General features: G+C 71.5%; 23 protein-coding genes. 18 read left to right on the plus strand and 5 right to left on the minus strand.

Features of this window, described 5'->3' with window-relative positions; all coding sequences use genetic code 11:
• Window positions 1–55: 55 nt before the first annotated feature.
• Together GUY60_RS12230 and GUY60_RS12235 are read left to right on the plus strand one after the other, a co-directional pair.
• Window positions 56–724 (plus strand): trimeric intracellular cation channel family protein, encoded by a 669-nt coding sequence (locus tag GUY60_RS12230; protein ID WP_161696857.1) that lies wholly within the window; start codon window positions 56–58, stop codon window positions 722–724.
• A gap of 23 nt (window positions 725–747) precedes the next feature.
• On the plus strand, window positions 748–1653 hold the full coding sequence (locus GUY60_RS12235) for a thioesterase family protein (RefSeq protein WP_161696859.1): 906 nt from the start codon (window positions 748–750) through the stop codon (window positions 1651–1653).
• A 61-nt stretch (window positions 1654–1714) separates the two neighbouring features.
• On the opposite strand, the gene GUY60_RS12240 is transcribed toward GUY60_RS12235, so the two are convergent.
• Complete coding sequence (locus GUY60_RS12240; RefSeq protein ID WP_161696861.1) at window positions 1715–2347, minus strand: TetR family transcriptional regulator; 633 nt, start codon at window positions 2345–2347, stop codon at window positions 1715–1717.
• A gap of 135 nt (window positions 2348–2482) precedes the next feature.
• Between GUY60_RS12240 and GUY60_RS38210 the strand changes: the two genes are divergently transcribed.
• The 3 genes from GUY60_RS38210 (at window position 2483) to GUY60_RS12250 (ending at window position 4260) form a co-directional block, all read left to right on the plus strand.
• Window positions 2483–2641 (plus strand): hypothetical protein, encoded by a 159-nt coding sequence (locus tag GUY60_RS38210; protein ID WP_187369993.1) that lies wholly within the window; start codon window positions 2483–2485, stop codon window positions 2639–2641.
• A 53-nt stretch (window positions 2642–2694) separates the two neighbouring features.
• On the plus strand, window positions 2695–2964 hold the full coding sequence (locus tag GUY60_RS12245) for a DUF4190 domain-containing protein (RefSeq protein ID WP_161696894.1): 270 nt from the start codon (window positions 2695–2697) through the stop codon (window positions 2962–2964).
• Between the two features lie 111 nt (window positions 2965–3075).
• Window positions 3076–4260: a cysteine desulfurase family protein gene (locus GUY60_RS12250; RefSeq protein ID WP_161696863.1), complete on the plus strand. Its 1185-nt coding sequence runs from the start codon at window positions 3076–3078 to the stop codon at window positions 4258–4260.
• Between the two features lie 13 nt (window positions 4261–4273).
• On the opposite strand, the gene GUY60_RS12255 is transcribed toward GUY60_RS12250, so the two are convergent.
• The gene (locus GUY60_RS12255; protein ID WP_161696865.1) at window positions 4274–4966 is read right to left on the minus strand and encodes an N-acetylmuramoyl-L-alanine amidase; all 693 of its coding nucleotides are present in this window, start codon (window positions 4964–4966) and stop codon (window positions 4274–4276) included.
• Between the two features lie 88 nt (window positions 4967–5054).
• Between GUY60_RS12255 and mnmA the strand changes: the two genes are divergently transcribed.
• Window positions 5055–6185: a tRNA 2-thiouridine(34) synthase MnmA gene (gene mnmA / locus GUY60_RS12260; protein ID WP_161696867.1), complete on the plus strand. Its 1131-nt coding sequence runs from the start codon at window positions 5055–5057 to the stop codon at window positions 6183–6185.
• Between the two features lie 6 nt (window positions 6186–6191).
• Here the strand turns inward: mnmA and GUY60_RS12265 are convergent, their stop codons facing one another.
• Window positions 6192–6518, minus strand: coding sequence for a DUF427 domain-containing protein (locus GUY60_RS12265; RefSeq protein WP_161696869.1), 327 nt, complete (start codon window positions 6516–6518; stop codon window positions 6192–6194).
• Between the two features lie 160 nt (window positions 6519–6678).
• Between GUY60_RS12265 and GUY60_RS12270 the strand changes: the two genes are divergently transcribed.
• The 12 genes from GUY60_RS12270 to GUY60_RS12325 all read left to right on the plus strand — a co-directional run bounded on the left by GUY60_RS12270 (window position 6679) and on the right by GUY60_RS12325 (window position 22804).
• Window positions 6679–7224, plus strand: a complete 546-nt coding sequence (locus GUY60_RS12270) for an LOG family protein (RefSeq protein ID WP_161696895.1) — start codon at window positions 6679–6681, stop codon at window positions 7222–7224.
• Window positions 7225–7249: 25 nt separating this feature from the next.
• Window positions 7250–7939, plus strand: a complete 690-nt coding sequence (locus GUY60_RS12275) for an SDR family oxidoreductase (protein WP_161696871.1) — start codon at window positions 7250–7252, stop codon at window positions 7937–7939.
• Window positions 7936–8931: a methionine synthase gene (locus tag GUY60_RS12280; protein ID WP_161696873.1), complete on the plus strand. Its 996-nt coding sequence runs from the start codon at window positions 7936–7938 to the stop codon at window positions 8929–8931. Before GUY60_RS12275 ends, GUY60_RS12280 begins: the two co-directional genes overlap by 4 nt.
• A gap of 22 nt (window positions 8932–8953) precedes the next feature.
• On the plus strand, window positions 8954–11155 hold the full coding sequence (gene ligA, locus GUY60_RS12285) for an NAD-dependent DNA ligase LigA (RefSeq protein ID WP_312866272.1): 2202 nt from the start codon (window positions 8954–8956) through the stop codon (window positions 11153–11155).
• 252 nt (window positions 11156–11407) lie between these two features.
• Entirely contained in the window at window positions 11408–13525 is a 2118-nt protein-coding gene (locus tag GUY60_RS12290) for a putative bifunctional diguanylate cyclase/phosphodiesterase (RefSeq protein WP_188132434.1), read from the plus strand.
• 165 nt (window positions 13526–13690) lie between these two features.
• On the plus strand, window positions 13691–13987 hold the full coding sequence (gene gatC, locus GUY60_RS12295) for an Asp-tRNA(Asn)/Glu-tRNA(Gln) amidotransferase subunit GatC (RefSeq protein ID WP_161696879.1): 297 nt from the start codon (window positions 13691–13693) through the stop codon (window positions 13985–13987).
• Window positions 13988–13993: 6 nt separating this feature from the next.
• On the plus strand, window positions 13994–15496 hold the full coding sequence (gene gatA / locus GUY60_RS12300; RefSeq protein WP_161696881.1) for an Asp-tRNA(Asn)/Glu-tRNA(Gln) amidotransferase subunit GatA: 1503 nt from the start codon (window positions 13994–13996) through the stop codon (window positions 15494–15496).
• A gap of 5 nt (window positions 15497–15501) precedes the next feature.
• Entirely contained in the window at window positions 15502–15735 is a 234-nt protein-coding gene (locus tag GUY60_RS12305; RefSeq protein WP_161696897.1) for a hypothetical protein, read from the plus strand.
• 16 nt (window positions 15736–15751) lie between these two features.
• A complete protein-coding gene (gatB, locus tag GUY60_RS12310; protein ID WP_161696883.1) occupies window positions 15752–17263 on the plus strand; it encodes an Asp-tRNA(Asn)/Glu-tRNA(Gln) amidotransferase subunit GatB in 1512 nt (503 codons plus the stop codon).
• A 219-nt stretch (window positions 17264–17482) separates the two neighbouring features.
• Window positions 17483–19582 (plus strand): phosphocholine-specific phospholipase C, encoded by a 2100-nt coding sequence (locus tag GUY60_RS12315; RefSeq protein ID WP_161696885.1) that lies wholly within the window; start codon window positions 17483–17485, stop codon window positions 19580–19582.
• A gap of 240 nt (window positions 19583–19822) precedes the next feature.
• Window positions 19823–22129, plus strand: a complete 2307-nt coding sequence (locus GUY60_RS12320; RefSeq protein ID WP_161696887.1) for an MMPL family transporter — start codon at window positions 19823–19825, stop codon at window positions 22127–22129.
• Between the two features lie 78 nt (window positions 22130–22207).
• On the plus strand, window positions 22208–22804 hold the full coding sequence (locus tag GUY60_RS12325; RefSeq protein WP_161696889.1) for a hypothetical protein: 597 nt from the start codon (window positions 22208–22210) through the stop codon (window positions 22802–22804).
• A gap of 133 nt (window positions 22805–22937) precedes the next feature.
• Here GUY60_RS12325 and GUY60_RS12330 read toward each other — a convergent pair whose 3' ends face one another.
• Entirely contained in the window at window positions 22938–24086 is a 1149-nt protein-coding gene (locus tag GUY60_RS12330) for a PQQ-dependent sugar dehydrogenase (protein WP_161696892.1), read from the minus strand.
• 78 nt (window positions 24087–24164) lie between these two features.
• Window positions 24165–25217 (minus strand): aldo/keto reductase, encoded by a 1053-nt coding sequence (locus GUY60_RS12335; protein ID WP_161696899.1) that lies wholly within the window; start codon window positions 25215–25217, stop codon window positions 24165–24167.
• Window positions 25218–25229 lie beyond the last annotated feature (12 nt).

Raw genomic sequence — 25229 nt, forward strand, 5'->3', positions numbered from 1 at the left:
CCCTGGGGGTGCCCAAGTCGACCGCACCTGAACCACACCGTGCACAATGCACCCCGTGATCCAGGACCTCTTCACACCGTCCGTCCAGCACAGCCTCGAACTGGTCGGAATCTTCGTCTTCGCCATCTCCGGCGCGCTCCTAGCCGTGCGCAAGAACTTCGACGTGTTCGGCATCGCCGTACTCGCCGAGGTCACCGCGCTCGGTGGCGGCATCTTCCGGGACGTGATCATCGGCGCCGTACCCCCGGCCGCCTTCACGGACCTCGGCTACTTCGTCACGCCGCTGTTCGCCGCCGCCCTGGTGTTCTTCCTGCACCCCGAGGTGGAGCGGATCAACCTCGCCGTGAACACCTTCGACGCCGCCGGCCTCGGCCTGTTCTGCGTCTCGGGCACGGTGAAGGCGTACGAGTACGGCCTCGGGCTCACCGCGTCCGCGGCGCTCGGCCTCGCGACCGCGGTGGGCGGCGGCGTACTGCGTGACGTGCTCGCCAACGAGGTGCCGTCGCTGCTGCGCTGGGACCGCGACCTGTACGCGGTGCCCGCGATGGTCGGCTCCGGCATCGTGGTCCTCTGCATCCGCTTCGACGCTCTCAATCCGGTCACCAGCGGCCTCGCCGTGATCACCGCGTTCGTGCTGCGGCTGCTCGCCATCGCCCGGCACTGGCGGGCCCCGCGCGCCTGGAACCGGCGGTCCGCGGTCGACGAAAAAGCTACCGCTCAGTAGTTTCCTGTTGTACGGTGCCACGCATGACTCAGGGCACGACTCAGGGCGCGACTGCGTACACGACTTCCGGCACGACTTCGGGCGCCGCGCAGGCCGCCATCGGTGACAGCGAGTTCGACCGCGACACCGCTGTGGTGCGCCGCGCCCCCGGCGTCTACGACACCGAGCTCTCCGCGGGCTGGACGATCATCAACGCCGTCAACGGCGGCTATCTCCTCGCCGTCCTCGGCCGCGCCCTCGCCGACGCCCTGCCGCACCCCGACCCGTTCACCGTCTCCGCGCACTACCTCACCGCCTCGCAGCCCGGCCCGGCCGTCATCCGCACGGACACGGTCCGCGCCGGCCGCACCCTCTCCACCGGTCAGGCCTCCCTCTTCCAGTACGCGGAGGACGGCTCCGAGGTCGAGCGGATCCGGGTCATCGCCTCGTACGGCGACCTCGGCGCCCTGCCCGACGATGTGCGCACCTCCGCCGAGCCCCCGGCCATCCCGCCGATCGACCAGTGCTTCGGCCCGCAGGACGCCCCCGAGGCGACCCCCGTGCAGGGCAGCACCGCCATCGCGGACCGACTCTGGCTGAAACTCGACCCCGACACGCTCGGCTGGGCGCTCGGCGCACCCTCCGGCAAGGGTGAGATGCGCTCCTGGTTCGGCCTCGCCGACGGCCGCGACGCCGACCCGCTGTCGCTGCTGCTCGCCGTGGACGCGCTGCCGCCGACCGCCTTCGACCTCGGCCTGTCCGGCTGGGTGCCGACCGTCGAGCTGACCGTGCACGTCCGCTGCCGGCCCGCGCCGGGCCCGCTGCGGGTCGCCATCAGGACGCGCAACCTCGCGGGCGGCTTCCTGGAGGAGGACGCCGAGGTCTGGGACAGCGCGGACCGACTGGTCGCCCAGTCCCGCCAGTTGGCCCGGACGGTACTGGCCCGCTAGGACCCCCGTACGTACGCCGTGGGCGCCCCGGCGGCGCCCACGGCAGTGCCCCTGGCGGGCGTCAGCGTTCGTCGAGCCAGTGGTGGCCGCCCACCGTGACCAGGCGCAGCCGGTTGCGGGCCGTGCGGGCGGTCCGCTCGATGCCGTCGGAGCCGGTCTCCAGGAACTCCGCCGCCGTCGTCACCATGTGGTCGACGTACATCCCGCCCAGCATCCGCAGATCCTCGTCACTCCAGTCCCGCGCGGCCTCGTCGGCGGCCAGGGCGCGGGTCATCTCCTCGGTGAACAGCTCCAGTTGGGCCGCGATGGCCTTGCGCACCGGCTCCACGCTGCCGTACCGCTCGCGGACGAGGAAGCGGAAGTGGGCGGGGTGCGCCGCGACATGATGGGCGATCAGCTCGACGGTGCGCTCGATCCGCTGCTCGCTGTCGCCGGTCTCGGCAAGGATCGCGGCGATCATTCCGTGCAGGCTGTCCAGGGTCTCCTCGACCAGGGCTACGCCCAGATCCGGGATGTCCGAGAAGTGGCGGTAGAACCCGGTCGGGGCTATTCCGACGGCCCGGGTCACGGCACGTAGACCGAGACCACTCAGGCTCTGTTGTTCGAGCAGCTCCAGGCTCGCGGACAGCAGGGCCTGACGCGTTCTCAGCTTCTGCGCCTGGCGCGGGCCCGCGGGGCCGGAAGTGTGACTCATGGCATTCAGTAAACAACTGTTCTCTGTCGTACGGGAGGTGCGGGAGCCTCTAGACTGAGGAGTCAGTGAACAGTCGTACGCTGAGTTCGGCGCCGCGCTCCGTCGCCCCGCCGACCGCTCCCTGAGAGGCGCACCGTGATCGCACTTGTCGCCGCACTGCTGTTGTTGGGCGTTCTGCTCGGTTCCGTGGCCCAACTCCCGCTCTCCTTCTCCCTCGTGGCCGCCGTCGTCATCGCCGGCTGGCTGTCCGCCTTCGCCGTGCGCGAGCAGCTCGCGCGCCACCGTTCGGAGTGAGTGCCTTGCTCTCCTTGACCGCTGACCGGAGCACCGCCGAGCCCGCCGAGCCCATCGAGTCCACCGAGTCCGTCGCGTCCGGCGCCCGGCGGCGTCGGGCCGACTCCATGGCCGTCGCCTCCTTCGTACTCGGCCTCCTCGGACTGCTCGTCCTGAACGTCGTCCTCGGCCCGATCGCCCTGACCCTCGCCTGCCTCGCCCTGCGCGGCGGCACCACCCGCAAGGGCCGCGCCCTGCTCGGCCTCGGCCTGGGCTTCGCGGACCTGGCCGTACTGGCCGCCCTGGCGGCCGCCAACGGCACGGTGGCCTGGAACTTCGGCTGAGCCGACGCGCACCTCGCGGGGCGCGATCGGCGGGTGGGGTCTCCGGGGAGCCGGTCGTGCGCCCCTGCGCCCGTCGTGCCCCGCCGCGCGGCTCGTAGAATCGACCGCACCATGGCCTATCTCGACCACGCCGCGACCACTCCGATGCTTCCGGAGGCTGTCGAGGCGATGACCAAGCAGCTCACCGTCGTCGGCAACGCCTCCTCCCTGCACGCCGCCGGGCGGCGGGCCAGGCGCACCGTCGAGGAGGCCCGCGAGACCCTCGCCGACGCACTCGGCGCCCGCCCCAGCGAGGTCGTCCTCACCTCGGGCGGCACCGAGGCCGACAACCTCGCAGTGAAGGGCCTGTACTGGTCCCGCCGCGCGGCCGACCCCGCCCGCACCCGGATCCTCGCCAGCCCCGTCGAGCACCACGCCGTGCTCGACGCCGTGCACTGGCTCGGCGAGCACGAGGGCGCCACCGTCGAGTACCTGCCCGTCGACGGGTACGGCCGGGTGCACCCCGAGGCGCTGCGTGAGGCGCTCGTCCGCAACCCCGACGACGTCGCCCTCGCCACCGTGATGTGGGCCAACAACGAGATCGGCACGGTCATGCCGGTCCGTGAACTCGCCGATGTGGCCGCCGAGTTCGGCGTGCCGCTGCACGCCGACGCCGTCCAGGCCTTCGGCCAGCTCCCGGTCGACTTCGCCGCCTCCGGGCTCGCCGCCATGACCGTCAGCGGCCACAAGGTCGGCGGGCCCTACGGCATCGGCGCGCTGCTCCTCGGCCGGGAGTACAGCCCGGTGCCGGTGCTGCACGGCGGCGGCCAGGAGCGGCATGTGCGCTCCGGGACCCTCGACGTGCCGGCCGTCGCCGCGTTCGCCGTGGCCGGGCGGATCGCCGCCGAGCGCCGCGCGTGGTTCGCCACCGAGATCGGCGGCCTGCGCGACGACCTGGTCGCCGCCGTGCGCGCCGCCGCACCCGACGCGATCCTCGGCGGTGACCCGGACCCGGCGGGCCCCGGCTCCCTCGGCCGGCTCCCCGCCAACGCGCACTTCACCTTCCCCGGCTGCGAGGGCGACTCCCTGCTGCTGCTCCTCGACGCCCAGGGCATCGAGTGCTCCACCGGATCCGCGTGCACCGCGGGCGTGGCCCAGCCGAGCCATGTGCTGCTCGCCACCGGCACCGATCCCGACCTGGCCCGCGGCACCCTGCGCTTCTCGCTCGGCCACACCTCCACGCGCGCGGATGTCGACGCGGTGGCCGAGGCGATCGGCCCGGCCGTCGAACGCGCCAGGTCGGCGGGGCTCAGCTAGGGGACGTCCCCCTTCAGGCCTTGTCCTTGGCACCGTCCTTGGCCGCCGCCCGCACCAGGCGTATGTACTTGTCCCAGTCCCAGTGCGGACCGGGGTCGGTGTGGGTGGCGTCCGGGACTTCGTTGTGCCCGATGATGTGCTTCCGGTCGACCGGGATCTCGTACCGCGCACAGATGTCGGCGGTCAGGCGGGCCGACGAGCGGTACATGACATCGGTCAGGGTCTCCGGCTTGTCGACGAAACCCTCGTGCTCGATGCCGATGCTGCGTTCGTTGTACGAGCGATTGCCCGCGTGGAACGCCACATCCAACTCGCGGGCCATCTGCGCGATATGGCCGTCCTTGCCGCGGATCAGATAGTGCGCCGCCGCGGCGTGCAGCGGATCGCGGAAGACCCGCACCGCCGTCGCGTAACTGCCCTCCGTGACATGGATGACGACCCGGTCGACGGTGAAGTCCGCGGGCCGGTCCGCGTACCGCAGATTCGCCTCCGACGCGGCGATCCACTGGGCGCCCGCGTGGTCCACGTCCCCGTCGTTGCGCTGCTTGTCGATGCCGGGCACCCGCCACCACAGGCGGCCCAGCTCCTCGTGGAACAGCGTGGCCCCCGCGCCGACGGTCACCGCCCCACCGATCAGCAGCCCGCGGCGGCTGATGCCGCGCCCGGACCGCTGCTGTTTCCCGTCGCCGGACTGTTCGTCGGCCACCGCGTACCTCCCCGTGCTCCCCCGTGTTCCCCGTGATCGTAGAAACGCGCGAAGGCCCGCCGAAGGTTCCGACTACCCTGGAGGAGTTATGACTGAGATCCCCGCCGCCCCGCAGCGCCGCCTCCGTGTCCTCGCCGCCATGTCCGGAGGGGTCGACTCCGCCGTCGCCGCCGCCCGCGCCGCGGAGGCCGGGCACGACGTGACCGGAGTGCACCTGGCGCTCTCGGCGAACCCCCAGTCCTTCCGCACCGGGGCCCGCGGCTGCTGCACCATCGAGGACTCCCGCGACGCCCGCCGCGCCGCCGACGTCATCGGCATCCCCTTCTACGTCTGGGACCTCGCCGACCGCTTCCGCGAGGACGTCGTGGACGACTTCGTCGCCGAGTACGAGGCGGGGCGCACCCCCAACCCCTGCCTGCGCTGCAACGAGAAGATCAAGTTCGCCGCGCTCCTCGACAAGGCGCTCGCCCTCGGCTTCGACGCGGTCTGCACCGGGCACTACGCCCAGGTCATCACGGACGCGGACGGCAACCGCGAACTGCACCGCGCCTCCGACATGGCCAAGGACCAGTCGTACGTACTCGGTGTCCTGGACGACCGGCAGCTCGCGCACGCGCTGTTCCCGCTGGGCGACACCGTGACCACCAAGGACGAGATCCGCGCCGAGGCCGAGCGCCGCGGCCTGGCCGTCGCCAAGAAGCCGGACTCGCACGACATCTGCTTCATCGCCGACGGCGACACCCAGGGCTTCCTCGCCTCCCGGCTCGGCAAGGCCGAGGGCGACATCGTCGACGAGGCCGGCGCCAAGCTGGGCACGCACGAGGGGGCGTACGGCTACACCATCGGCCAGCGCAAGGGCCTGCGCATCGGCACCCCGGCCCCCGACGGCAAGCCGAGGTACGTCCTCGACATCTCGCCGGTGAACAACACGGTGACGGTCGGCCCCGTGGAGGCGCTCGACGTGACCGCCCTGACGGCCCTCAAGCCCCGCTGGTGCGGCACCGCCCCCGCGGCCGCGGGCACCTACACGGCCCAGCTGCGCGCCCACGGCGGCGAGACCCGGGTGCACGCGGAGCTGGTCGACGGCACCCTGAACGTCACGTTCGACGAGCCGGTCCGCGGCGTCGCCCCGGGCCAGGCCATCGTGCTGTACGACGGCACGCGCGTGGTGGGCTCCGCGACCATCGCGACGACGGAGCGGGCGACGGCCGCGGCGTAGGCCTTCTCAGCCCGCCACTTCCACCTCGTAGAAGCAGAAGTGGTCCTTGATCCCGGCCACTTCGGGCTTCGGGTCCGGGTACGCCCACACCAGATCGGGCGCCCCCGGCAGCGACCAGTACGAGGCGGTCCCCTTGAACGGGCAGTACGTGTGCGTCTCCGACGCGGTCAGCAGCTCGGTGCGTACGTCATCGGGCGGCAGGTAGTAGCGCGCCGGGTAGCCGGTCTCGCGCAGCACCAAGGGGCGCGCGCTGTCGGCGAGCACTTGCCCGTCGCGCACCACCCGCACCCGGTCCGTGCCCTGCTCGACGGTGATCCTGTGTCCTGCGGCCACGGTGCGGCCCTCCCGGAGTACGAGTCGACGTCACCCCGTACAGCACGCGCGTGGCGCCTGTTCTTCCCGTACGCGCGTGTTCTTGCCGTACGCGCGCGTGGAGTTCGCCGGGCGGTCCGGCGGGGACGCGTTGTCGGTGGCGGGTCGTACGGTGGGCTCCATGAGAATCTGCGTCTTCCTCTCCGCCGCCGACCTCGACGAGCGCTACACCCGCCCCGCCCGCGAGTTCGCCGAGCTGCTCGGCAAGGGCGGCCACACCCTCGTCTGGGGCGGCTCCGACGTGGGCCTGATGAAGGTCGTCGCTGACGGCGTGCAGCAGTCCGGCGGCCGCCTCGCCGGTGTCTCCGTCGACTTCCTGCAGGCCAAGGCGAGGCCCGTCACCGAGCCCGACGTGATGCTGGTCACGGGCGACCTGGCGGAGCGCAAGGCGCAGCTCCTGGAGCAGGCCGACGCCGTAGTGGTCATGGTGGGCGGCACCGGCACGCTCGACGAGGCCACCGAGATCCTGGAGTTGAAGAAGCACGGCAGGACCACCAAGCCGGTGGTGCTGCTGAACACGGCGGGGTTCTACGACGGCCTGAAGCAGCAGTTCCACCGCATGGAGGACGAGGGCTTCCTGCCCGTCCCCCTCACCGACCTCGTCTTCTTCGCGGAGGAGCCGGTCGGCGCCCTCGCGTACATCGAGGAGGCAGCGGGCACCCGCTGACCCGGCGGTTGCGACAATGTGACGCATGGCTACCCATGTGATCACCGGAGCGGGCTCCGGCATCGGCGCGGCTGTCGCCCGCCGTCTCCACGAGCGCGGTGACGACCTCGTGCTCTTCGCGCGCAACGCGGGCCGCGCCAAGGAACTCGCCGCGCGGTACGAAGGCGCCCGCACCCTCGTCGGTGACCTCGCCGAGCCCGACCGGCTCTCCTGGGCCTTCTCGCACCAGTCGCTGCCCGACCGGGTCGACTCGCTCCTGCACATCGCGGGCGTCGTCGACCTCGGCCGGGTCGGCGACCTCACCCCCAAGACCTGGCGCTCCCAGCTGGACGTGAACCTCATCGCCCCGGCCGAGCTGACCCGGCACTTCCTGCCCCAACTCCGCGTCGCCCAGGGCCATGTGGTGTTCGTGAACTCCGGCGCGGGCCTGAGCGCCTCCGCCGAGTGGTCCGCGTACGCCGCCTCCAAGCACGGCCTGAAGGCGCTCGCCGACTCGCTGCGCCACGAGGAGAAGCCGAACGGCCTGCGCGTCACCTCGGTCTACCCCGGCCGCACCGCCAGCCCCATGCAGGCCAAGGTGCACCAGCAGGAGGGCAAGGAGTACGACGCCGAGCGCTGGATCGACCCGGAGTCCGTGGCGACGACCATCCTGATGGCCCTCGACCTGCCCCGTGACGCGGAGGTCAACGACCTGACGGTGCGGCCCGGCCGATGAGTGAGCACCCCTTCGGCCCCGCCACCGGCATCGGCTCCCTGCCCGGCGGCGACGCGCGCGAGGCCGCGAAGACGATCACGGGGACCTTCGACGAGTTCCCGTTCCTCGCCGAACTGCCCGCGCGCGGCCCGGGATCCGACATGATCGGCCGTACCGCCGGACTCCTCGTCGAGGTCTACGCGCGCGTGGAGCCCAGCGGTTGGCGGATCGGCGACCGGCCCGGCATGGACACCCGGCGCGCCCGCTCCTGGCTCGGCGAGGACCTCGATGCCCTGGAGGAGTTCACCCAGGGGTACGAGGGCCCGCTCAAGGTGCAGGCGGTGGGGCCCTGGACGCTCGCCGCGGCCCTGGAGCTGCGCAACGGCGAGGTCGCCCTCTCCGACGCCGGGGCCTGCCGCGACCTCGCCGGTTCGCTGACCGAGGGACTCGTCCGGCACCTCGACGACGTACGCCGCCGGGTGCCCGGTGCCACGCCGGTGCTGCAGCTCGACGAGCCGTCCCTGACCGCCGTGCTGCGCGGGCGGATCAAGTCCGCCAGCGGCTACCGCACCCACCGGGCCGTGGACCGGCAGGTCGTGGAGGCCGCGCTGCGCTCGGTGATCGAGGCCGTGGACGTGCCCGTCGTGGTCCACTCCTGCGCGCCGGACGTGCCGTTCGCGCTGCTGCGGCGCGCGGGCGCCGGCGGTGTCTCCTTCGACGCGTCGCTGCTCACCGAACGTGACGAGGAGTCGATCGGTGAGGCCGTGGAGGGCGGCACGAAACTGTTCGCGGGCGTCGTGCCGTCCACCGACGCCCCATTGTCAGACCCTGCCAGTAACGTCAGTGGTGTCAGGACGCTGTGGCGCAGGCTGGGGCTGAATCCGGGGACGCTCGCGGACTCGGTCGTGGTCACGCCGTCGTGCGGACTCGCGGGGGCTTCTCCCGCGTATGCCCGCAAGGCGCTCGCGCACTGTGTCACGGCGGCGAGATCACTCGCGGACAACCCTGAGTAACGGTTACGGGAGGACTGAGACGGTGGCCGGCGACAAGGACGCACAGACTGCCTCGACCGCGAGCTCCGTGCCCGCGCAGGTGCGCGAGCAGCACGCGCAGCTCGCGGAGCAGGTCGAGGAGCACCGCTTCCGTTACTACGTGAAGGACCAACCGGTCGTCAGCGACGCGGAGTTCGACCGGCTGCTTCGCTCCCTGGAGGCGCTGGAGGAGCAGCACCCGGAGCTGCGCACCCCCGACTCCCCGACCCAGAAGGTCGCGGGGGCGTACGCGACGGAGTTCACCGCCGTCGAGCACCGCGAGCGCATGCTGTCCCTGGACAACGCCTTCGACGACGAGGAGCTCAGCGCCTGGGCCGACCGCGTCGCGAAGGACGTCGGCACGGGGGAGTTCCACTTCCTGTGCGAGCTGAAGGTCGACGGCCTCGCGGTGAACCTGACGTACGAACACGGGCGTCTGACCAGGGCCGCCACCCGCGGCGACGGGCGTACGGGCGAGGACATCACGCCCAACGTCCGGACGATCTCGGACATCCCGGAGCGTCTGAAGGGCGACCGCGTTCCGGAGCTCGTGGAGGTCCGCGGCGAGGTCTTCTTCCCGATGACGGGCTTCGAGGAACTCAACGCCCGCCTGGTGGCAGGCGGCGACAAGCCCTTCGCCAACCCCCGTAACGCGGCGGCGGGTTCACTGCGCCAGAAGGACCCCAGGGTCACCGCGAGCCGTCCGCTGCACATGGTGGTGCACGGCATCGGCGCCCGCGAGGGCTTCGACATCGACTGCCTCAGCCATGCCTATGAGCTGCTGCACGAGTGGGGCCTGCCCACGGCGCAGTACAACCGGCGGGTGCGGGGCATCGACGAAGTGCGGGAGTTCATCGCGTACTTCGGGGAGAACCGGCACTCGGTCGAGCACGAGATCGACGGTGTGGTCGTCAAGCTCGACGAGATCCCGCTGCAGGGCCGCCTCGGCTCCACCTCGCGGGCGCCGCGCTGGGCGATCGCCTGGAAGTACGCGCCGGAGGAGGTCAACACCAAGCTGGTGGACATCCGCGTCGGCGTGGGCCGCACCGGTCGCGTCACGCCGTACGCGTGCGTGGAGCCCGTCACGGTCGCGGGCTCCGAGGTCGAGTTCGCCACGCTGCACAACCAGGACGTGGTCAAGGCCAAGGGCGTCTTCATCGGCGACACCGTGGTGCTGCGCAAGGCGGGCGATGTCATCCCGGAGATCCTCGGTCCGGTCGTGGACCTCAGGGACGGCAGCGAGCGGGAGTTCGTGATGCCCGCCGAGTGCCCCGAGTGCGGTACGCCGCTGCGGCCCATGAAGGAGGGGGACATCGACCTGCGCTGCCCCAACTCCCGCTCCTGTCCCGCCCAGTTGCGGGAGCGGCTGTTCTACCTCGCGGGCCGCAAGTGCCTCGACATCGAGAACTTCGGCTATGTCGCCGCCACCGCGCTCACCCAGCCCCTGGAGCCCGCCGAGCCGCCGCTGCGGGACGAGAGCGGCCTCTTCGACCTCACCGTCGAGGAGCTCCTGCCCATCAAGTCGTACGTCCTCGACCAGGACACCGGTCTGCCCAAGCGCGACCCGAAGACCGGCGAGGAGAAGATCGTCACCTTCTTCGCCAACCAGAAGGGCGAGGCGAAGACCAACACCCTGGCGATGCTGAAGAACATCCAGGAGGCCAAGGACCGCCCCCTGGCTCGCATCATCACCGGCCTCTCCATCCGGCACGTCGGCCCGGTGGCCGCCGAGGCGCTGGCCCGCGAGTTCCGTTCCCTGGAGCGGATCGAGGAGGCGAGCGAGGAGGAGCTGGCCGCCGTCGAGGGTGTCGGCCCGACCATCGCCGCCTCCCTGAAGCAGTGGTTCGAGGAGGACTGGCACCGCGAGATCCTGCGCCGCTGGCGGACCGCCGGAGTGCGGATGGAGGAGGAGGGCGCGGGCGACGAAGGGCCCCGTCCGCTGGCCGGAATGACGGTCGTCGTGACCGGAACGCTGCAGAGATATACGCGTGATGGCGCAAAAGAAGCCTTGCAGCAGCTTGGAGCCAAGGTGACCGGATCCGTCTCCAAGAAGACGTCTTTTGTGGTGGTTGGGGAGAATCCGGGTTCGAAATATGACAAGGCCATGCAGGTCAAGGTGCCGGTTCTGAACGAGGACGGGTTCGCCGTGCTCCTCGAACAGGGCCCCGACGCCGCGCGGGACGTCGCGCTTTCGGCTGAGGAGTAGCGGTTGAAGGCCACCCGTTCAGCGCATACCAGATGCATACGGGTGGCCAGGTCGCATTCAGGCAACCGTCGCCGACCGCTGCCCGTGGAGGCCTTCTGCGGCCTACTGTTGAGGAGTGCGCCTGCCGTGCCCCGCCGCGAAGGGGGGCATCCCCTGCTCCTCGGGACCGTCGGGGAAGGCTTTTCAGACGCGGTGACTTCTGAACACGAGGGCCGCGTGGCGTGGGCACCGCCGGCTGTGAGAGGGACGGGAATGAAACCGACCGAGAGCGCCGATCCGGCGTCAGGGCTGCGCCGGTTCACCATGCCCGCGGTGCCGACGGCGGTCGTGATGACCGCCGCCGTGGTTCTGACAGCGGGCTTCGTGCGGGCCTTCACCGATCAGCACGCACTCTTCCCGCGCGGTGTCGTCGGCTGGTCCCTCGCGATCCTCACGGGCGTCATCGTGGGCCACCTCGTGGCACTCGGCCGCGAGCGCTGGTGGGGCGGCACCGGCTCCGGCGCCGCCCTCACCCTGGCCGTCCTGCTCCTTTACGGCTGGGTGCCCGCGGGCATGGTCAGCCTCTCCGTCGTCGTCCTGGTCGCCGCCGCCCGCAGACGCCGCTGGCGCGAGGGCGTCCTCAACGGCGCCGTCGACATCCTCGGCATCGGCGCCGGAGCCCTGGTCCTCGCGGCCTTCGGCCAGGCCCCGTCGGTGGAAAGCCCGTGGCACCCGGACAGTTGGGACGTCTGGAGCGCCCCTCAGATCGTCCTGGTCGCCGCCGCGTATCTCCTGGTGACCCGTCTGCTGATCTGGTACCTCCACGCCCCGCACGGCGAGGGGCTGCCGACCGTCGCGCGTACGGCCCTGGTGCGCCAGGCCCTCGTCGGCGTCGCACTGCTCGGCATCGCCCCGCTGATCTGCGTAGTCGCCACCGCCCTGCCGATCCTGCTGCCGCTGTTCGCGGTCCCGCTGATCGCGCTCGACTCCACCCTGTGGATCGCCCGCGCCCGCGCCGAGGAGCAGTTGCGCGACCCGCTCACCGGACTGCCCAACCGGCAGTGGCTGTTGGAGCGCACCTGGACCGCCCTGGACGAGGCCGAGCGGCAGGGTGCGCGCTCCGCGCTCGTCCTGATCGACCTGGACCGTTTCCGTTCCGTCAACGACACCCTCGGCCATCTCGCCGGTGACCGGCTGCTGCTGCAGATCGCCGACCGGCTCAGGGACGCCCTGCCGCGCGGTGCGGAGGCCGCGCGGCTCGGCGGCGACGAGTTCGCGGTGCTCCTGCCGACCTGCGACTCGACGACCAGCGCCGCGCGGGTGGCCCGCACCCTGGTCGCCGAACTCAGCTCCCCGCTCGACCTCGACGGACTCACCCTCGTCCTGGAGGCCAGCGCGGGCCTCGCCGTCTTCCCCGACCACGCGCTCGACGCCGAAGGGCTGCTGCGCCGGGCCGATGTGGCGATGTACCAGGCGAAGCGCGACCGTACGGGCGTGGAGGTGTACGAGTCGAAGCGTGACTCCAACACCCCCGACCGGCTCGGCCTGTTGGGCGACCTGCGCCGCGCCCTCGACGCCGGCGATGTCGAGCTGCACTACCAGCCGAAGGTCCGCTTCGACGGTCAGGTCGCGGGGCTTGAGGCGCTGGTGCGCTGGGTGCACCCGGAGCGCGGCAAGGTCCCGCCGGACGAGTTCATCGCCATCGCCGAGTCGTCCGGCCTGATGCCGCACCTGACGGAGTACGTCCTGGAGACCGCGCTCGCCCAGGTCGCCCGCTGGCAGGCGCAGGGCCTGAAGGTCCCGGTCGCGGTGAACGTGTCGCCGCGCGACGTGCACACCCCCGGCTTCGCGGGCGCGGTCGCCGCCCGCCTCGCCCGGCACGGCGTACCGGCGGGGGCACTCCAGCTGGAGATAACGGAACACGTGCTCCTGGAGGACCCGCAGCGGGCCGCGGACACCCTGGCCGGGCTGACCGGGCACGGCGTGAAGATGTCGCTCGACGACTTCGGCACCGGGTACTCCTCCCTTGTGCATCTGCGCCGGCTGCCCGTCAGCGAGCTGAAGATCGACCGCTCGTTCGTGGCCCGCCTGGCGGTGGACAACGAGGACGCGGAGATCGTCCGCTGCACCGTCGACCTCGCGCACTCCCTCGGACTGCTCGTCGTCGCGGAGGGCGTCGAGGACGATGAGACCTGGGAGCGGCTGCGGGACCTCGGCTGTGACGCGGTGCAGGGCTGGCTGGTGGCGGCGGCGATGCCCGCGGTGGAGGCCACGGCCTGGCTGCGCGCGCGGGGTTCGCGCGGCTGGCGCCGCCCCGCCGAGCTGTTGGCCGAGGCCGACGCAGACGCCCAGGAGGACGCGGATCGCCCCTCCGGGCACGTGGTGAAGTAGCCCCGCGACACGGCGGTGCAGGAACGGTACGCCGCTGTGTCGTCCGCCGCGCCGGGGTGCGTCGGGCGGACCTAGGGGCGGTCCGGTGAAACCGTTTAACGGGCACGGGGCGCGGCCCCATAGGATTGGGCCAGACACATCACGCTCACCCCAGTGAGGATCCGCATGCCTGGCATTACGCGCGAGGAGGTCGCCCACCTCGCTCGGCTGGCGCGTCTGGAGCTGAAGGATGAAGAGCTCGATCACTTCTCCGGCCAGCTGGACGACATTCTCGGCGCAGTAGCACGCGTCTCCGAGGTCGCCGACCAAGACGTACCGCCGACCTCCCACCCGCTGCCGCTGACCAATGTCATGCGAGCGGACGAGGTCCGTCCGTCGCTCACCCCCGAGCAGGCGCTCTCCGGCGCCCCGGCCCAGGAGCAGCAGCGTTTCAAGGTGCCGCAGATCCTGGGGGAGGACTAAGAAGTCATGACGGACAACAGCAACATCATCAAGCTCACCGCCGCGGAGATCGCGGCGAAGATCGCTTCCGGCGAGCTCACCGCCGTCGAGGTCACCGAGGCCCACCTGGCCCGGATCGACGCCGTCGACGAGAAGGTGCACGCCTTCCTGCACGTCGACCGCGAGGGCGCCCTCGCGCAGGCCCGCGCCGTCGACGAGAAGCGCGCCAAGGGCGAGAAGCTCGGCCCGCTGGCCGGCGTCCCGGTCGCGCTCAAGGACATCTTCACCACCGAGGGCATCCCGACCACGGTCGGCTCGAAGATCCTCGAGGGCTGGCTGCCGCCGTACGACGCGACGCTCACGAAGAAGCTCAAGGCCGCCGACGTGGTCATCCTCGGCAAGACCAACATGGACGAGTTCGCCATGGGGTCGTCGACGGAGAACAGCGCGTACGGCCCGACCGGCAACCCCTGGGACCTGACCCGGATCCCCGGCGGCTCCGGCGGTGGCTCCTCGGCCGCGCTCGCCTCGTACGAAGCGCCGCTCGCCATCGGCACCGACACCGGCGGTTCCATCCGTCAGCCCGCGGCCGTCACCGGCACGGTCGGCGTCAAGCCGACCTACGGCGGCGTCTCCCGCTACGGCATGGTGGCGTTCTCCAGCTCCCTCGACCAGGGCGGCCCGTGCGCGCGCACGGTCCTCGACGCGGCGCTGCTTCACGAGGCCATCGCCGGGCACGACCCGCTCGACTCCACCTCCATCGACGCCCCGGTCCCGGCGGTCGTCGAGGCCGCGCGCAACGGCTCCGTACAGGGCATGCGCGTCGGTGTCGTCAAGCAGTTCCGCGGCGAGGGCTACCAGGCCGGTGTCGTGCAGCGCTTCGACGAGTCGGTCGCGCTCCTCAAGGAGCTGGGCGCCGAGATCGTCGAGCTGGACTGCCCGTCCTTCGACCTGGCCCTGTCGGCGTACTACCTGATCGCGCCGTCGGAGTGCTCCTCCAACCTGGCCCGCTTCGACGCCATGCGGTACGGCCTGCGGGTCGGCGACGACGGTACGAAGTCCGCCGAGGACGTCACCGCGCTCACGCGTGAGGCCGGCTTCGGTGACGAGGTCAAGCGCCGCATCATCCTCGGTACGTACGCCCTGAGCTCCGGCTACTACGACGCGTACTACGGCTCCGCGCAGAAGGTCCGCACGCTCATCACGCGGGACTTCGAGAAGGCCTTCGAGCAGGTCGACGTGATCGTGTCGCCGACGACGCCCACCACGGCCTTCCCGATCGGTGAGCGCACGGACGACCCGATGGCGATGTACCTCGCCGATGTGTGCACCATCCCGACCAACCTGGCCGGCAACGCCGCCATGTCCCTGCCCTGCGGCCTCGCGCCGGAGGACGGGCTTCCGGTCGGGCTGCAGATCATCGCCCCCGCCATGAAGGACGACCGCCTGTACAAGGTGGGCGCGGCCGTCGAGACGGCCTTCGTGGAAAAGTGGGGTCACCCGCTGCTTGAGGAGGCTCCGTCGCTGTGACTGCCATGGCTAAGAAGGCCAAGAACTTCAAGAAGTCCAAGACCGGCCTCTACGTCTCGCTGGCCAGCACCGCGTTCGGTGCCCTGGGCGTCGCCAAGCAGGCCAAGATGGCCCGCCAGGACGACGACATGCTGCGCCTCGTCGACGCCGCGGTCTCGGCCGCTGCCATCGTCACCGGCCTGGCCATCCTCTACCGCGAGCTGAAGCGGCTCGGCGACGACGACGTCCTGCTGGGCTGAGAGGGAAAGTTTCACCGTGACTGTCACGACTGACCTGGAGTCGTACGAGGACGCGCTCGCGTCGTACGACCCCGTCATGGGCCTCGAGGTCCATGTCGAACTCGGCACCAAGACGAAGATGTTCTGCGGCTGCTCCACGGAGCTGGGCGCGGACGCCAACTCGCAGACCTGCCCGACCTGCCTCGGCATGCCGGGTTCGCTGCCCGTCGTCAACGCGATCGGCGTCGAGTCCGCCATCAAGATCGGCCTCGCGCTGCACTGCGAGATCGCCGAATGGTGCCGCTTCGCCCGGAAGAACTACTTCTATCCGGACATGCCGAAGAACTTCCAGACCTCCCAGTACGACGAGCCGATCGCCTTCAACGGCTATCTGGACGTGCAGCTGGAGGACGGCGAGGTCTTCCGCGTGGAGATCGAGCGCGCCCACATGGAGGAGGACACCGGCAAGTCGACGCACGTCGGCGGTGCCACCGGCCGAATCCAGGGCGCCTCGCACTCGCTGCTCGACTACAACCGCGCGGGCATCCCGCTGATCGAGATCGTCACCAAGCCCATCGAGGGCGCGGGCGAGCGGGCACCCGAGGTCGCCAAGGCGTACGTCGCGGAGCTGCGCGAGGTCATCAAGGCGCTCGACGTCTCCGAGGCCCGGATGGACAAGGGCCAGATGCGCTGCGACGTGAACCTGTCGCTGCGGCCGCACGGGCGCGAGGAGTTCGGCACCCGCTCGGAGACGAAGAACGTCAACTCGCTGCGCTCCGTGGAGCGTGCCGCGCGCTTCGAGATCCAGCGGCACGCGGCCGTGCTCAACTCCGGCGGCTCCATCGTCCAGGAGACCCGGCACTTCCACGAGGAGGACGGTTCCACCACCTCCGGCCGCATCAAGGACAACGCCGAGGACTACCGGTACTTCCCGGAGCCCGACCTCGTGCCCGTCGCCCCGGCCCGCGCGTGGGTCGAGGAGCTGCGGGCGGGGCTGCCCGAGATGCCGCGCGTGCGCCGTAACCGGCTGCGTGAGGAGTGGGGCGTCACCGAGCACGACATGCAGTCGATCCTCAACGCCGGTGCGGTCGACCCGATCGTCGCCACGATCGACGCGGGCGCCCCGGCCGACCAGGCCCGCAAGTGGTGGATGGGCGAGCTGGCCCGTAACGCCAACGAGCAGGGCAAGGCGCTCGACGAGCTGTCGATCACCCCGGCGCAGGTCGCCCGGGTCGCCGCACTCGTCGCCGCGGGCGACCTCAACGACAAGCTGGCCCGCCAGGTCATCGAGGGCGTGCTCGCGGGCGAGGGCGACCCGGACACGGTGGTCGAGAAGCGCGGTCTGAAGGTCGTCTCCGACGAGGGCGCGCTCACCGCCGCCGTCGAGGAGGCCATCGCCGGCAACCAGGCCATCGCGGACAAGATCCGTGGCGGCAAGGTGGCCGCGGCCGGTGCGCTGGTCGGCGCGGTCATGAAGGCCACGCGCGGGCAGGCGGACGCGGCCCGCGTCAAGGAGCTTATCCTGGAGAAGCTGGGCGTCGAGGGCTGACGCTTTCTTCTCGTACGACTCCTTCTCGTACGGACGCCGAGTTCGTAGACATGTGAGGGCGGGACCGGAACTTCCGGTCCCGCCCTTCGTGTTGGGGGGTCCGGTTGGACAACGGGGACCGGTGCTTGGACCGTTCACCGCCGAGTCGGCCGTACGTCTTCCCTCATCCATCCGTCCTGCATAGCTTCCCGAACGTCACACCGGACTCGGGAGGATCACTTGGCCACGGACACCTCAGGCGCGGGGCTCTCGCGGCGTCGGCTGCTCGCCCTCGGCGGCGGAGCGCTCGGCGTCGCCACGGCGGGCTCGCTGCTGCCGCCCTCGCTGCAGGCCGCGCTCGCCGCCGAACCGCCGTCCGGCGGCCTCGACGCCGTCAAGCACGTCGTGATCCTGATGCAGGAGAACCGGTCCTTCGACCACTACTTCGGCTCCCTGCGCGGCGTCCGCGGCTTCGGCGACCGCAACGCGATCCAACTGCCCGACGGCAAGCCGGTGTTCGAGCAGCCCGCGCTCCTCAGCACCGTGCTGCCCTTCCCGGTGCGCGCGGCCGCCGAGGCGCAGCAGAAGGACGCGCAGTACATAGGCGACCTCGACCACTCCTGGTCGGGCGGCGCGAAGGCCTGGAACAAGGGCTGGATGGACAACTGGATCACCGCCAAGTCGGCGGCGACCATGGCGTACTACACGCGCGAGGACATCCCGCTGCACTACGAGCTCGCGGACACGTTCACCATCTGCGACGCGTACCACGCATCGATCCACACCTCCACCAGCCCCAACCGCAACCACCTGTGGAGCGGCAAGACGGGCAACGAGGCCAACGGCGACCGCGCGGTCGGCAACGACGCCTACGCGGAGGGCACGCACCCCGGCTACGACTGGGGCACGTACGCCGAGCGCCTGGAGAAGGCGGGGCGCGGCTGGCGCACGTACACCGAGTGGGAGAACTTCACCGACAACCAGATCGAGTTCTTCACCACCTTCAAGGCCATCGCCCGCAAGGTGCTCGACGGCACCGGGCACACGTTCATGGAGTCCTTCTACGCCAAGGTGCGCGAGGCCGCCGACGAGACCGAGCGGGAGAAGCTGCTCGCGGCGCTCGAAGAGGGCGTGAAGTCCCTTGACGCGGCGGAGCGTTCGCTGTTCGAGCGGGCCCTGCGCCGGGTGCCGACCGGCACCCTCGCCGAGGAGTTCGGCCGGGACATCGCCGCGGGGAAGCTGCCCGAGGTGTCGTACCTGGTGCCGTCCGCGCTCGACTCCGAGCACCCCGGATCGTCCTCGCCGATCCACAGCGCCACCCTCGTCTACAAGGTCCTCGACGCGCTCGCCTCGCACCCCGAGGTGTGGCGGCACACCGTCGTGTTCATCAACTACGACGAGAACGACGGCTTCTTCGACCACGTACCGCCGCCCGTGCCGCCCGCCGACGTGACCGAGGAGCACTGGCAGGGGCAGCCGACCGGGCTCGGGATCCGGGTGCCGATGCTGGTGGTGTCGCCGTGGAGCGTCGGCGGGCACGTCACCTCCGAGGTCTTCGACCACACCTCCGTGATCCGTTTCCTGGAGCGGTGGACCGGTATCGAGGAGCCGAACATCAGCGACTGGCGGCGGCAGGTCACCGGCGACCTGACCGGGGCCTTCGACTTCACGCGCGGCCGCCCGCAGCCCGAGGTCGAACAGCCGGGAGCCGTACCGCCGTTCACCGGCCGCTGGCGCCCGCAGCCGCCGAAGGACCAGCAGATGCCCGAGCAGGAGCCGGGCCGCCGGCCCGCGCGCCCGCTGCCCTACCAGCCGGACGCGCACGGCACGGTCGCCGCCGACGGCGCGCACCTCGAGCTGAGCCTGTCGAACACCGGCCGCTCCAGCGCGCACTTCGCGCTCTACCCGTACGCCGGTGAGTACGACGTGCCGCAGCACCTCGATGTAAGGGGCGCGGCGCAATGGCGGGTGCCCCTTACCGAGGGCGCGTACCGCTTCACGGTGACCGGGCCGGGCGGCTTCCGCCGGGAGTTCGCCGGGAGCGCCGAGGGCACCGCCGCGGTGACGACCGGCCTGGACGCAGGCGCGCGTACCGTGCGGTTGACGCTGCGCAACACCGGCAGGACGACGGACCTGACCTTCACGGTGCGCCCGCTCGCGTACGCCGATGTGCCGTCCCGCACGGTCACGGTGCGGCCGGGAAGCAGCCGCACCGTGGAGCACGAGGCCGGCGAGGCGCACGGCTGGTACGACCTGGAGGTCGTGGCGGCGGGCGACGAGCCGTTCCGGCGGCGCCTGCTGGGTCACATCGAGAACGGGCGGGCCGGCGTCTCCGGCTGACCCCGCCGCCACCGCCACCGCCACCGTCGCGAGAGGTCCCGGGCCCTGCTGCTCCCGGGCCCGGGACCTCCGTTCCGGATCCGCGACGCAAGCCTGTGAGTAACCCCACGAAACGGGCAAAGGATCTCTTCTTGCTGTCAGAGTGCTGCCTGTAGGTCCCGATGTCGGATATCTGTCGGGTTGACGTTCTTTTCGGGCTGTTCCCGATAGAGACCCAAAAACCTCCCAGGGAGCAGCTCTGTGGCAGCACTCGCTCGGTGGTGCGTTCAGCACCGCCTCGTAGCCGTACTGCTCTGGCTCCTCGCTCTCGGCGGGGTGAGCGCCGCCGCGGTCGCCGCCGGGACCGCGTACTCCAACAACTACGACGTGCCCGGCACCGAGTCCGGCCGCGCTGCCGAACTCCTCGACGCCGGTTTCCCCGAACTCGGCGGCGACAGCAACACGATCGTCTGGCACACCGCCGACGGCACCGTGGACGCGGCCGCTGTGCAGCAGACCATGACCCGCACCCTCGACGAGGTCGACCGGCTGCCCGGGATCGCCTCCGTCGTCAGCCCGTACCACGCCGACGGCGCCGGGCAGATCAGCGCCGACGGGCACACCGCGTACGCCACCGTCACCTTCGACAAGGCCGCGCACGACATCGACCCCGCCCAGGCCACCGCCCTCGTCGACACCGCGCGTGCGGCCGGTGCCGGCGACCTCCAGGTGGCGCTCGGCGGCAGTGCCGTGGCGCTCACCGAGGCGCCCGGCGGCCATGTCGCGGAGGCCGTCGGTGTGGCCGTCGCCGCGGTCGTCCTGTTCCTCGCCTTCGGCTCGTTCGCCGCGAGCCTGCTGCCGATCGCCACGGCCCTGGTCAGCGTCGGCACCGCGTACGCGGGCACCGTGCTGCTCGGTCACCTGATGACGGTCGCCGACTTCGCACCCATGCTGGGCCTGCTCATCGGGCTCGGCGTCGGCATCGACTACGCCCTGTTCATCGTGACCAGGCACCGCCGCGGCCTCAAACGCGGACTCTCCGTCGCGGACGCCGCGCAACAGGCCGTCGCCACCACAGGCCGCGCCGTCGTCTTCGCCGGCGCCACGGTGTGCATCGCCCTGCTCGGCATGCTCATCCTGCGCCTGAACTTCCTCAACGGCGTGGCCATCGCCGCGTCCCTCACCGTCATCCTCACCGTGGCCGCGTCCGTGACGCTGCTGCCCGCGCTGCTCTCCTTCATCGGCACGCGCGCGTTGTCCCGGCGTGAGCGGCGCGCGCTCGCCGAGCACGGGCCGCAGCCCGAGCCGCCCGCCGGGCTCGCCGCCCGCTGGTCCGCGTTCGTGGAGAAGCACCCCAAGCTGCTCGGCGCGGCCGCCCTCCTTGTCATCGCGGTGCTCGCGCTGCCCACGCTCTCGCTCCGCCTCGGCACCTCCGACCAGGGCAACAACCCGACGTCCGCGACCACCCGGCAGGCGTACGACCTGCTCGCCTCCGGCTTCGGGCCCGGCGTGAACGGCCCGCTCACCCTCGTGGGCGAGGTGCACGGTGCCGAGGACCGGGTCGCCCTCGACCAGCTGCCGCAGATCCTGCGCGGCACGGAGGGCGTGGCGCAGGTCGGCCCGGTCACGTACGACCGCGGCGGCGAGACCGGCTTCCTGACCGTCGTACCGGAATCGGCCCCGCAGTCGCAGGCCACCAGCGACCTGGTCGACCGGCTCCGCGACGACGTGCTGCCCGCCGCGCGGGCCGACTCGGGCTCCGCGCTCGACCTGCACATCGGCGGCATCACGGCCGGATACGACGACTTCGCCGAGATCATCGTCGGCAAACTGCCGATCTTCGTCGGCATCGTGATCGGCCTCGGCTGTCTGCTCCTGCTGCTCGCCTTCCGGTCCGTGGGCATTCCGCTCAAGGCGGCCGCCATGAACGTGGCCGCGGTCGGGGCCGCCTTCGGCGTGGTCGTCGCGATCTTCCAGTGGGGCTGGGGCAGCGAACTCCTGGGCCTCGGCCGGGCCGGGCCCATCGAGCCCTTCCTGCCGGTGATCATGGTGTCCGTCCTCTTCGGGCTCTCGATGGACTACCAGGTGTTCCTGGTGAGCCGGATGTACGAGGAGTGGCTGGAGACCGGCGACAACCGGCGGGCCGTACGGGTCGGGCTCGCCGAGACCGGCCGGGTGATCAACTCGGCCGCGGTGATCATGATTTCGGTCTTCCTGGCCTTCGTACTCAGCGGCGACCGGGTCATCGCGATGTTCGGCATCGCCCTCGCGGCGGCCGTCGCCCTGGACGCGTTCGTGCTGCGCACCCTGCTCGTACCGGCCCTCATGCACATGCTCGGCGGCGCCAATTGGTGGCTGCCGCGCCGCCTGGACCGCTGGCTCCCGCGCATCAGCATCGAGCCCCCGGAGCAGCGGCCGGGCACCACGCGCGTACCGGGCACCACGCGCGTACCGGCCCAGCGGCCGGACTCGGACGAGGCCGACGGCGAGCGGAACGGCGAGCGGAACGGCGAGCGGAACGGGGACGGCGAGCGGGACGAGGACGTGCTGTCCGGGGAGCGCCACTAGCCCTCCGGCCAGGTGTGTCGGGCGGTGGCGTCCGGCGCGTTAAGAAAGCTCTCAGACGCGGCACCTAGCGTGCGCCAGATGAGCACAGAGACGAAGACGACGAGCACGACGAGCACGACCAAGAAGGCGTCCGAGGAGACCGAGCCCGTACTGGAGGACGCGGTTCCCGCAGCCGACGAGACTGTCACCGACGAGACCGTCACCGGTGACGCCGACCTCGACAGCGACCTCGACGGCGACGACGACCTCGAAGCGGACGCCGATCCCGTAGCCGCCAAGCCCCAGGGCGTAGGCCAGGGCGCCGCGGCCGTGGTCGCCGCCGGGCTCGGTGTCGTGTCCCTGACCGGCAGCTGGGTCGGCACCGTGGCGGCCGCCCGCTCCAACCTCACCGGCCAGCTGCAGACCGCGCAGACCGCCGGGGTCGCCGAGCAGATCCAGGCGCTCTACGGGGACCAGTGGCACCTCACCGCGCTGATCGGCGGCGCCTTCGCGCTGCTCGCCGTGATCATCGGCGTCGCGGTTCTCGTACGCCCCGCCTTCGGTGCGCCCGGCCGCGCCCAGGCGCCCTGGATCAAGTCCGTGTCCCTGGCCGGTGTCGGGCTCGGCGTGATCGGGCTGCTGCTCGCCCTCGCCAAGTACACCGACCTGATCCTCGGACTCCCGGCCGCCTCCTGAGCCGCCGGGCACCCCGCACACCAGGGCCTCGGACCGCGTAAGACCCCTCCTCACGCGGCCTGGGGCCCTCGTCATGCCGCCGGGGGCCATCCGCTACGTCACAGCAGCCGCCTCAAGTCGCCGAAGGGCGCGCTCACTTCACGTCGAGCCGCAGGATCCGGTCGTCGCCCTTCTCCGGTGTGCCCCGCGTGTCCGTCTCGCTGGTCATCAGGAGCAGCTTGTCGCCGCCGACCGCGAGGACGGTGCGCAGCCGCCCGTACTTCGACGTGAGGAAGGCCCGCGGATCCGCCGCCGCCTTCGTGCCGTCCAGCGGGATGCGCCACAGCCGCTCGCCGCGCAGCCCCGCCATCCAGATCGAACCCTCCGCCCAGGCGATACCGCTGGGGGAGGCCTCGTCGGTCTTCCACTGGGCCACCGGATTCACATACGCCGCGTCGTCGCCCCTGCCCTCGACCTCGGGCCAGCCGTAGTTCCCGTCGGGCTTGATCAGGTTCAGCTCGTCCCAGGTGTTTTGGCCGAACTCGGCGGCCCACAGCCGCTGTTGCCGGTCCCAGGCGAGCCCCTGCACATTGCGGTGGCCGTACGAGTACACCACCGAGTCGGCCGCCGGGTTGCCCGGCGCGGGGCGGCCGTCCGGGGCCATCCGCAGGATCTTGCCGCCGAGCGACTTCTTGTCCTGGGCGAGACCGGTGTCGCCGGTCTCGCCGGTGCCCGCGTACAGCATCTTGTCGGGGCCGAAGGCGATCCGGCCGCCGTTGTGGATCGTCCCCTTGGGGATGCCCCGCAACACCGTGTCGGGGGCGCCCAGTTGCTGCCCCGCGGGCTTCTTCTCGTCGTACAGGAAGCGGGCCACGCGGTTGTCGGACTCGGTCGTGAAGTACGCGTACACCATGTGGTCGGAGGCGTACGCGGGGGAGACGGCGAGGCCCATCAGGCCGCCCTCGCCAGCCGGGGCGACGCCCGGTACGGAGCCGAGTTCGGTCTTTTCGCCCGTCTTCGCGTCGACGCGGGTGACGGTGCCCTCGTCGCGGGAGGACACCAGCAGGTCGCCGCCGGGCAGTTCGGCCAGGCCCCACGGCGACTTCAGGCCCTCGGTGACGGTGCCGGTCACCTTCGCCGCGCCCTTGGCCGGGGGTACGGCGGCGCCGGTCGCGCCCTTCGAGGGGGACGGCTTCTCGCCGGAGCCTGACTTCGGTGTCCGTGTGGGCTTCTGGCCGTCGCCGTCACCACCCCCGGAACATCCGGTCAGGAGCAGCGCACAGAGGGCCAACACGGCCGTCACGCCTTGTCGTTGCACAGCGGGGGTCCCTTCGGCGGCGATGGTGACAGCTTCTCCTGTTCATACACCGCGGCGGTACTCCTACTCCCAGGAACCCACCGCTCCGGGCAGTTCCGCGAGCTCCGCCAGGTCGCGGTCCGTCAGCGTCAGCGCGGCCGCCGCCGCGTTCTGCGCCGCCCACCGCGCGCGCTTCGTACCCGGCACCGGCACCACCTGCGGCCCCTGCCGGAGCAGCCACGCGAGCGCCACCTGCGCCGGAGTCACCGCCGGGCCGTGCCGCCCGGCGACGCGGCGCAGGCCCACCACGACGGTCTGGTTGGACGCCATCATCTCGGCCGTGAACCGCGGGTGCCGGGCCCGCAGGTCGTCCGGCTCGAAGCCCTGCCCCGGCGTCAGGGTCCCGGTCAGGAAGCCGTTGCCCAGCGGCATCGCGGCGAGCAGGCCGACCCCGCGCGCCGCACACCAGGGCAGCAGCGTGTCCAGGGCCTCGGGCGACCACAGCGACAGCTCCGCCTCGACCGCGCTCACCGGGAAGACCTGCTGGACCCGCTCCAGTTGCCGGATCGTTCCCTCGTACAGCAGAGCCCCCGGAACGCGTCCGCCCGGAGCGCGCCTGCGTCCCGGTACGTACGGGCCCCTGATCGCGCTCCGCTGCGCCCGCGCGCCCACCGCGCACAGGCCGAGGGCGCGCACCTTGCCCGCAGTGACGAGCTCCGCCATCGCGCCCCAGGTCTCCTCGACCGGCACTTCGGGGTCGGCGCGGTGCAGTTGGTACAGGTCGATGACATCGGTCTGCAGCCGCCGCAGCGAGGCGTCGCAGGCCCGCTTCACATAGCCGGGGCGGCCGTTGGCCACGATGTGCTGCTCACCCACGAGCAGCCCGCACTTGGTCGACACGAACGCGTCACCGCGCCGCTCCTTGAGCGCCCGGCCGACGAGCAGCTCGTTGGTGAACGGCCCGTACATGTCCGCCGTGTCGAGCAGGCTCACCCCGGCGTCGAGCGCGGCGTGCACGGTACGGAGCGACTCGTCCCCGCGCTGCTGCGAGCCGGTGTACGCCCAGCTCATCGGCATGCAGCCGAGACCGACCGCGCCCACTTCGAGCGCCCCCGCCCCGATCGTCCTGCGCTCCACCCGCCCGTGCCT

Source organism: Streptomyces boluensis (assembly GCF_009908195.1).
Lineage (GTDB): Bacteria > Actinomycetota > Actinomycetes > Streptomycetales > Streptomycetaceae > Streptomyces > Streptomyces boluensis.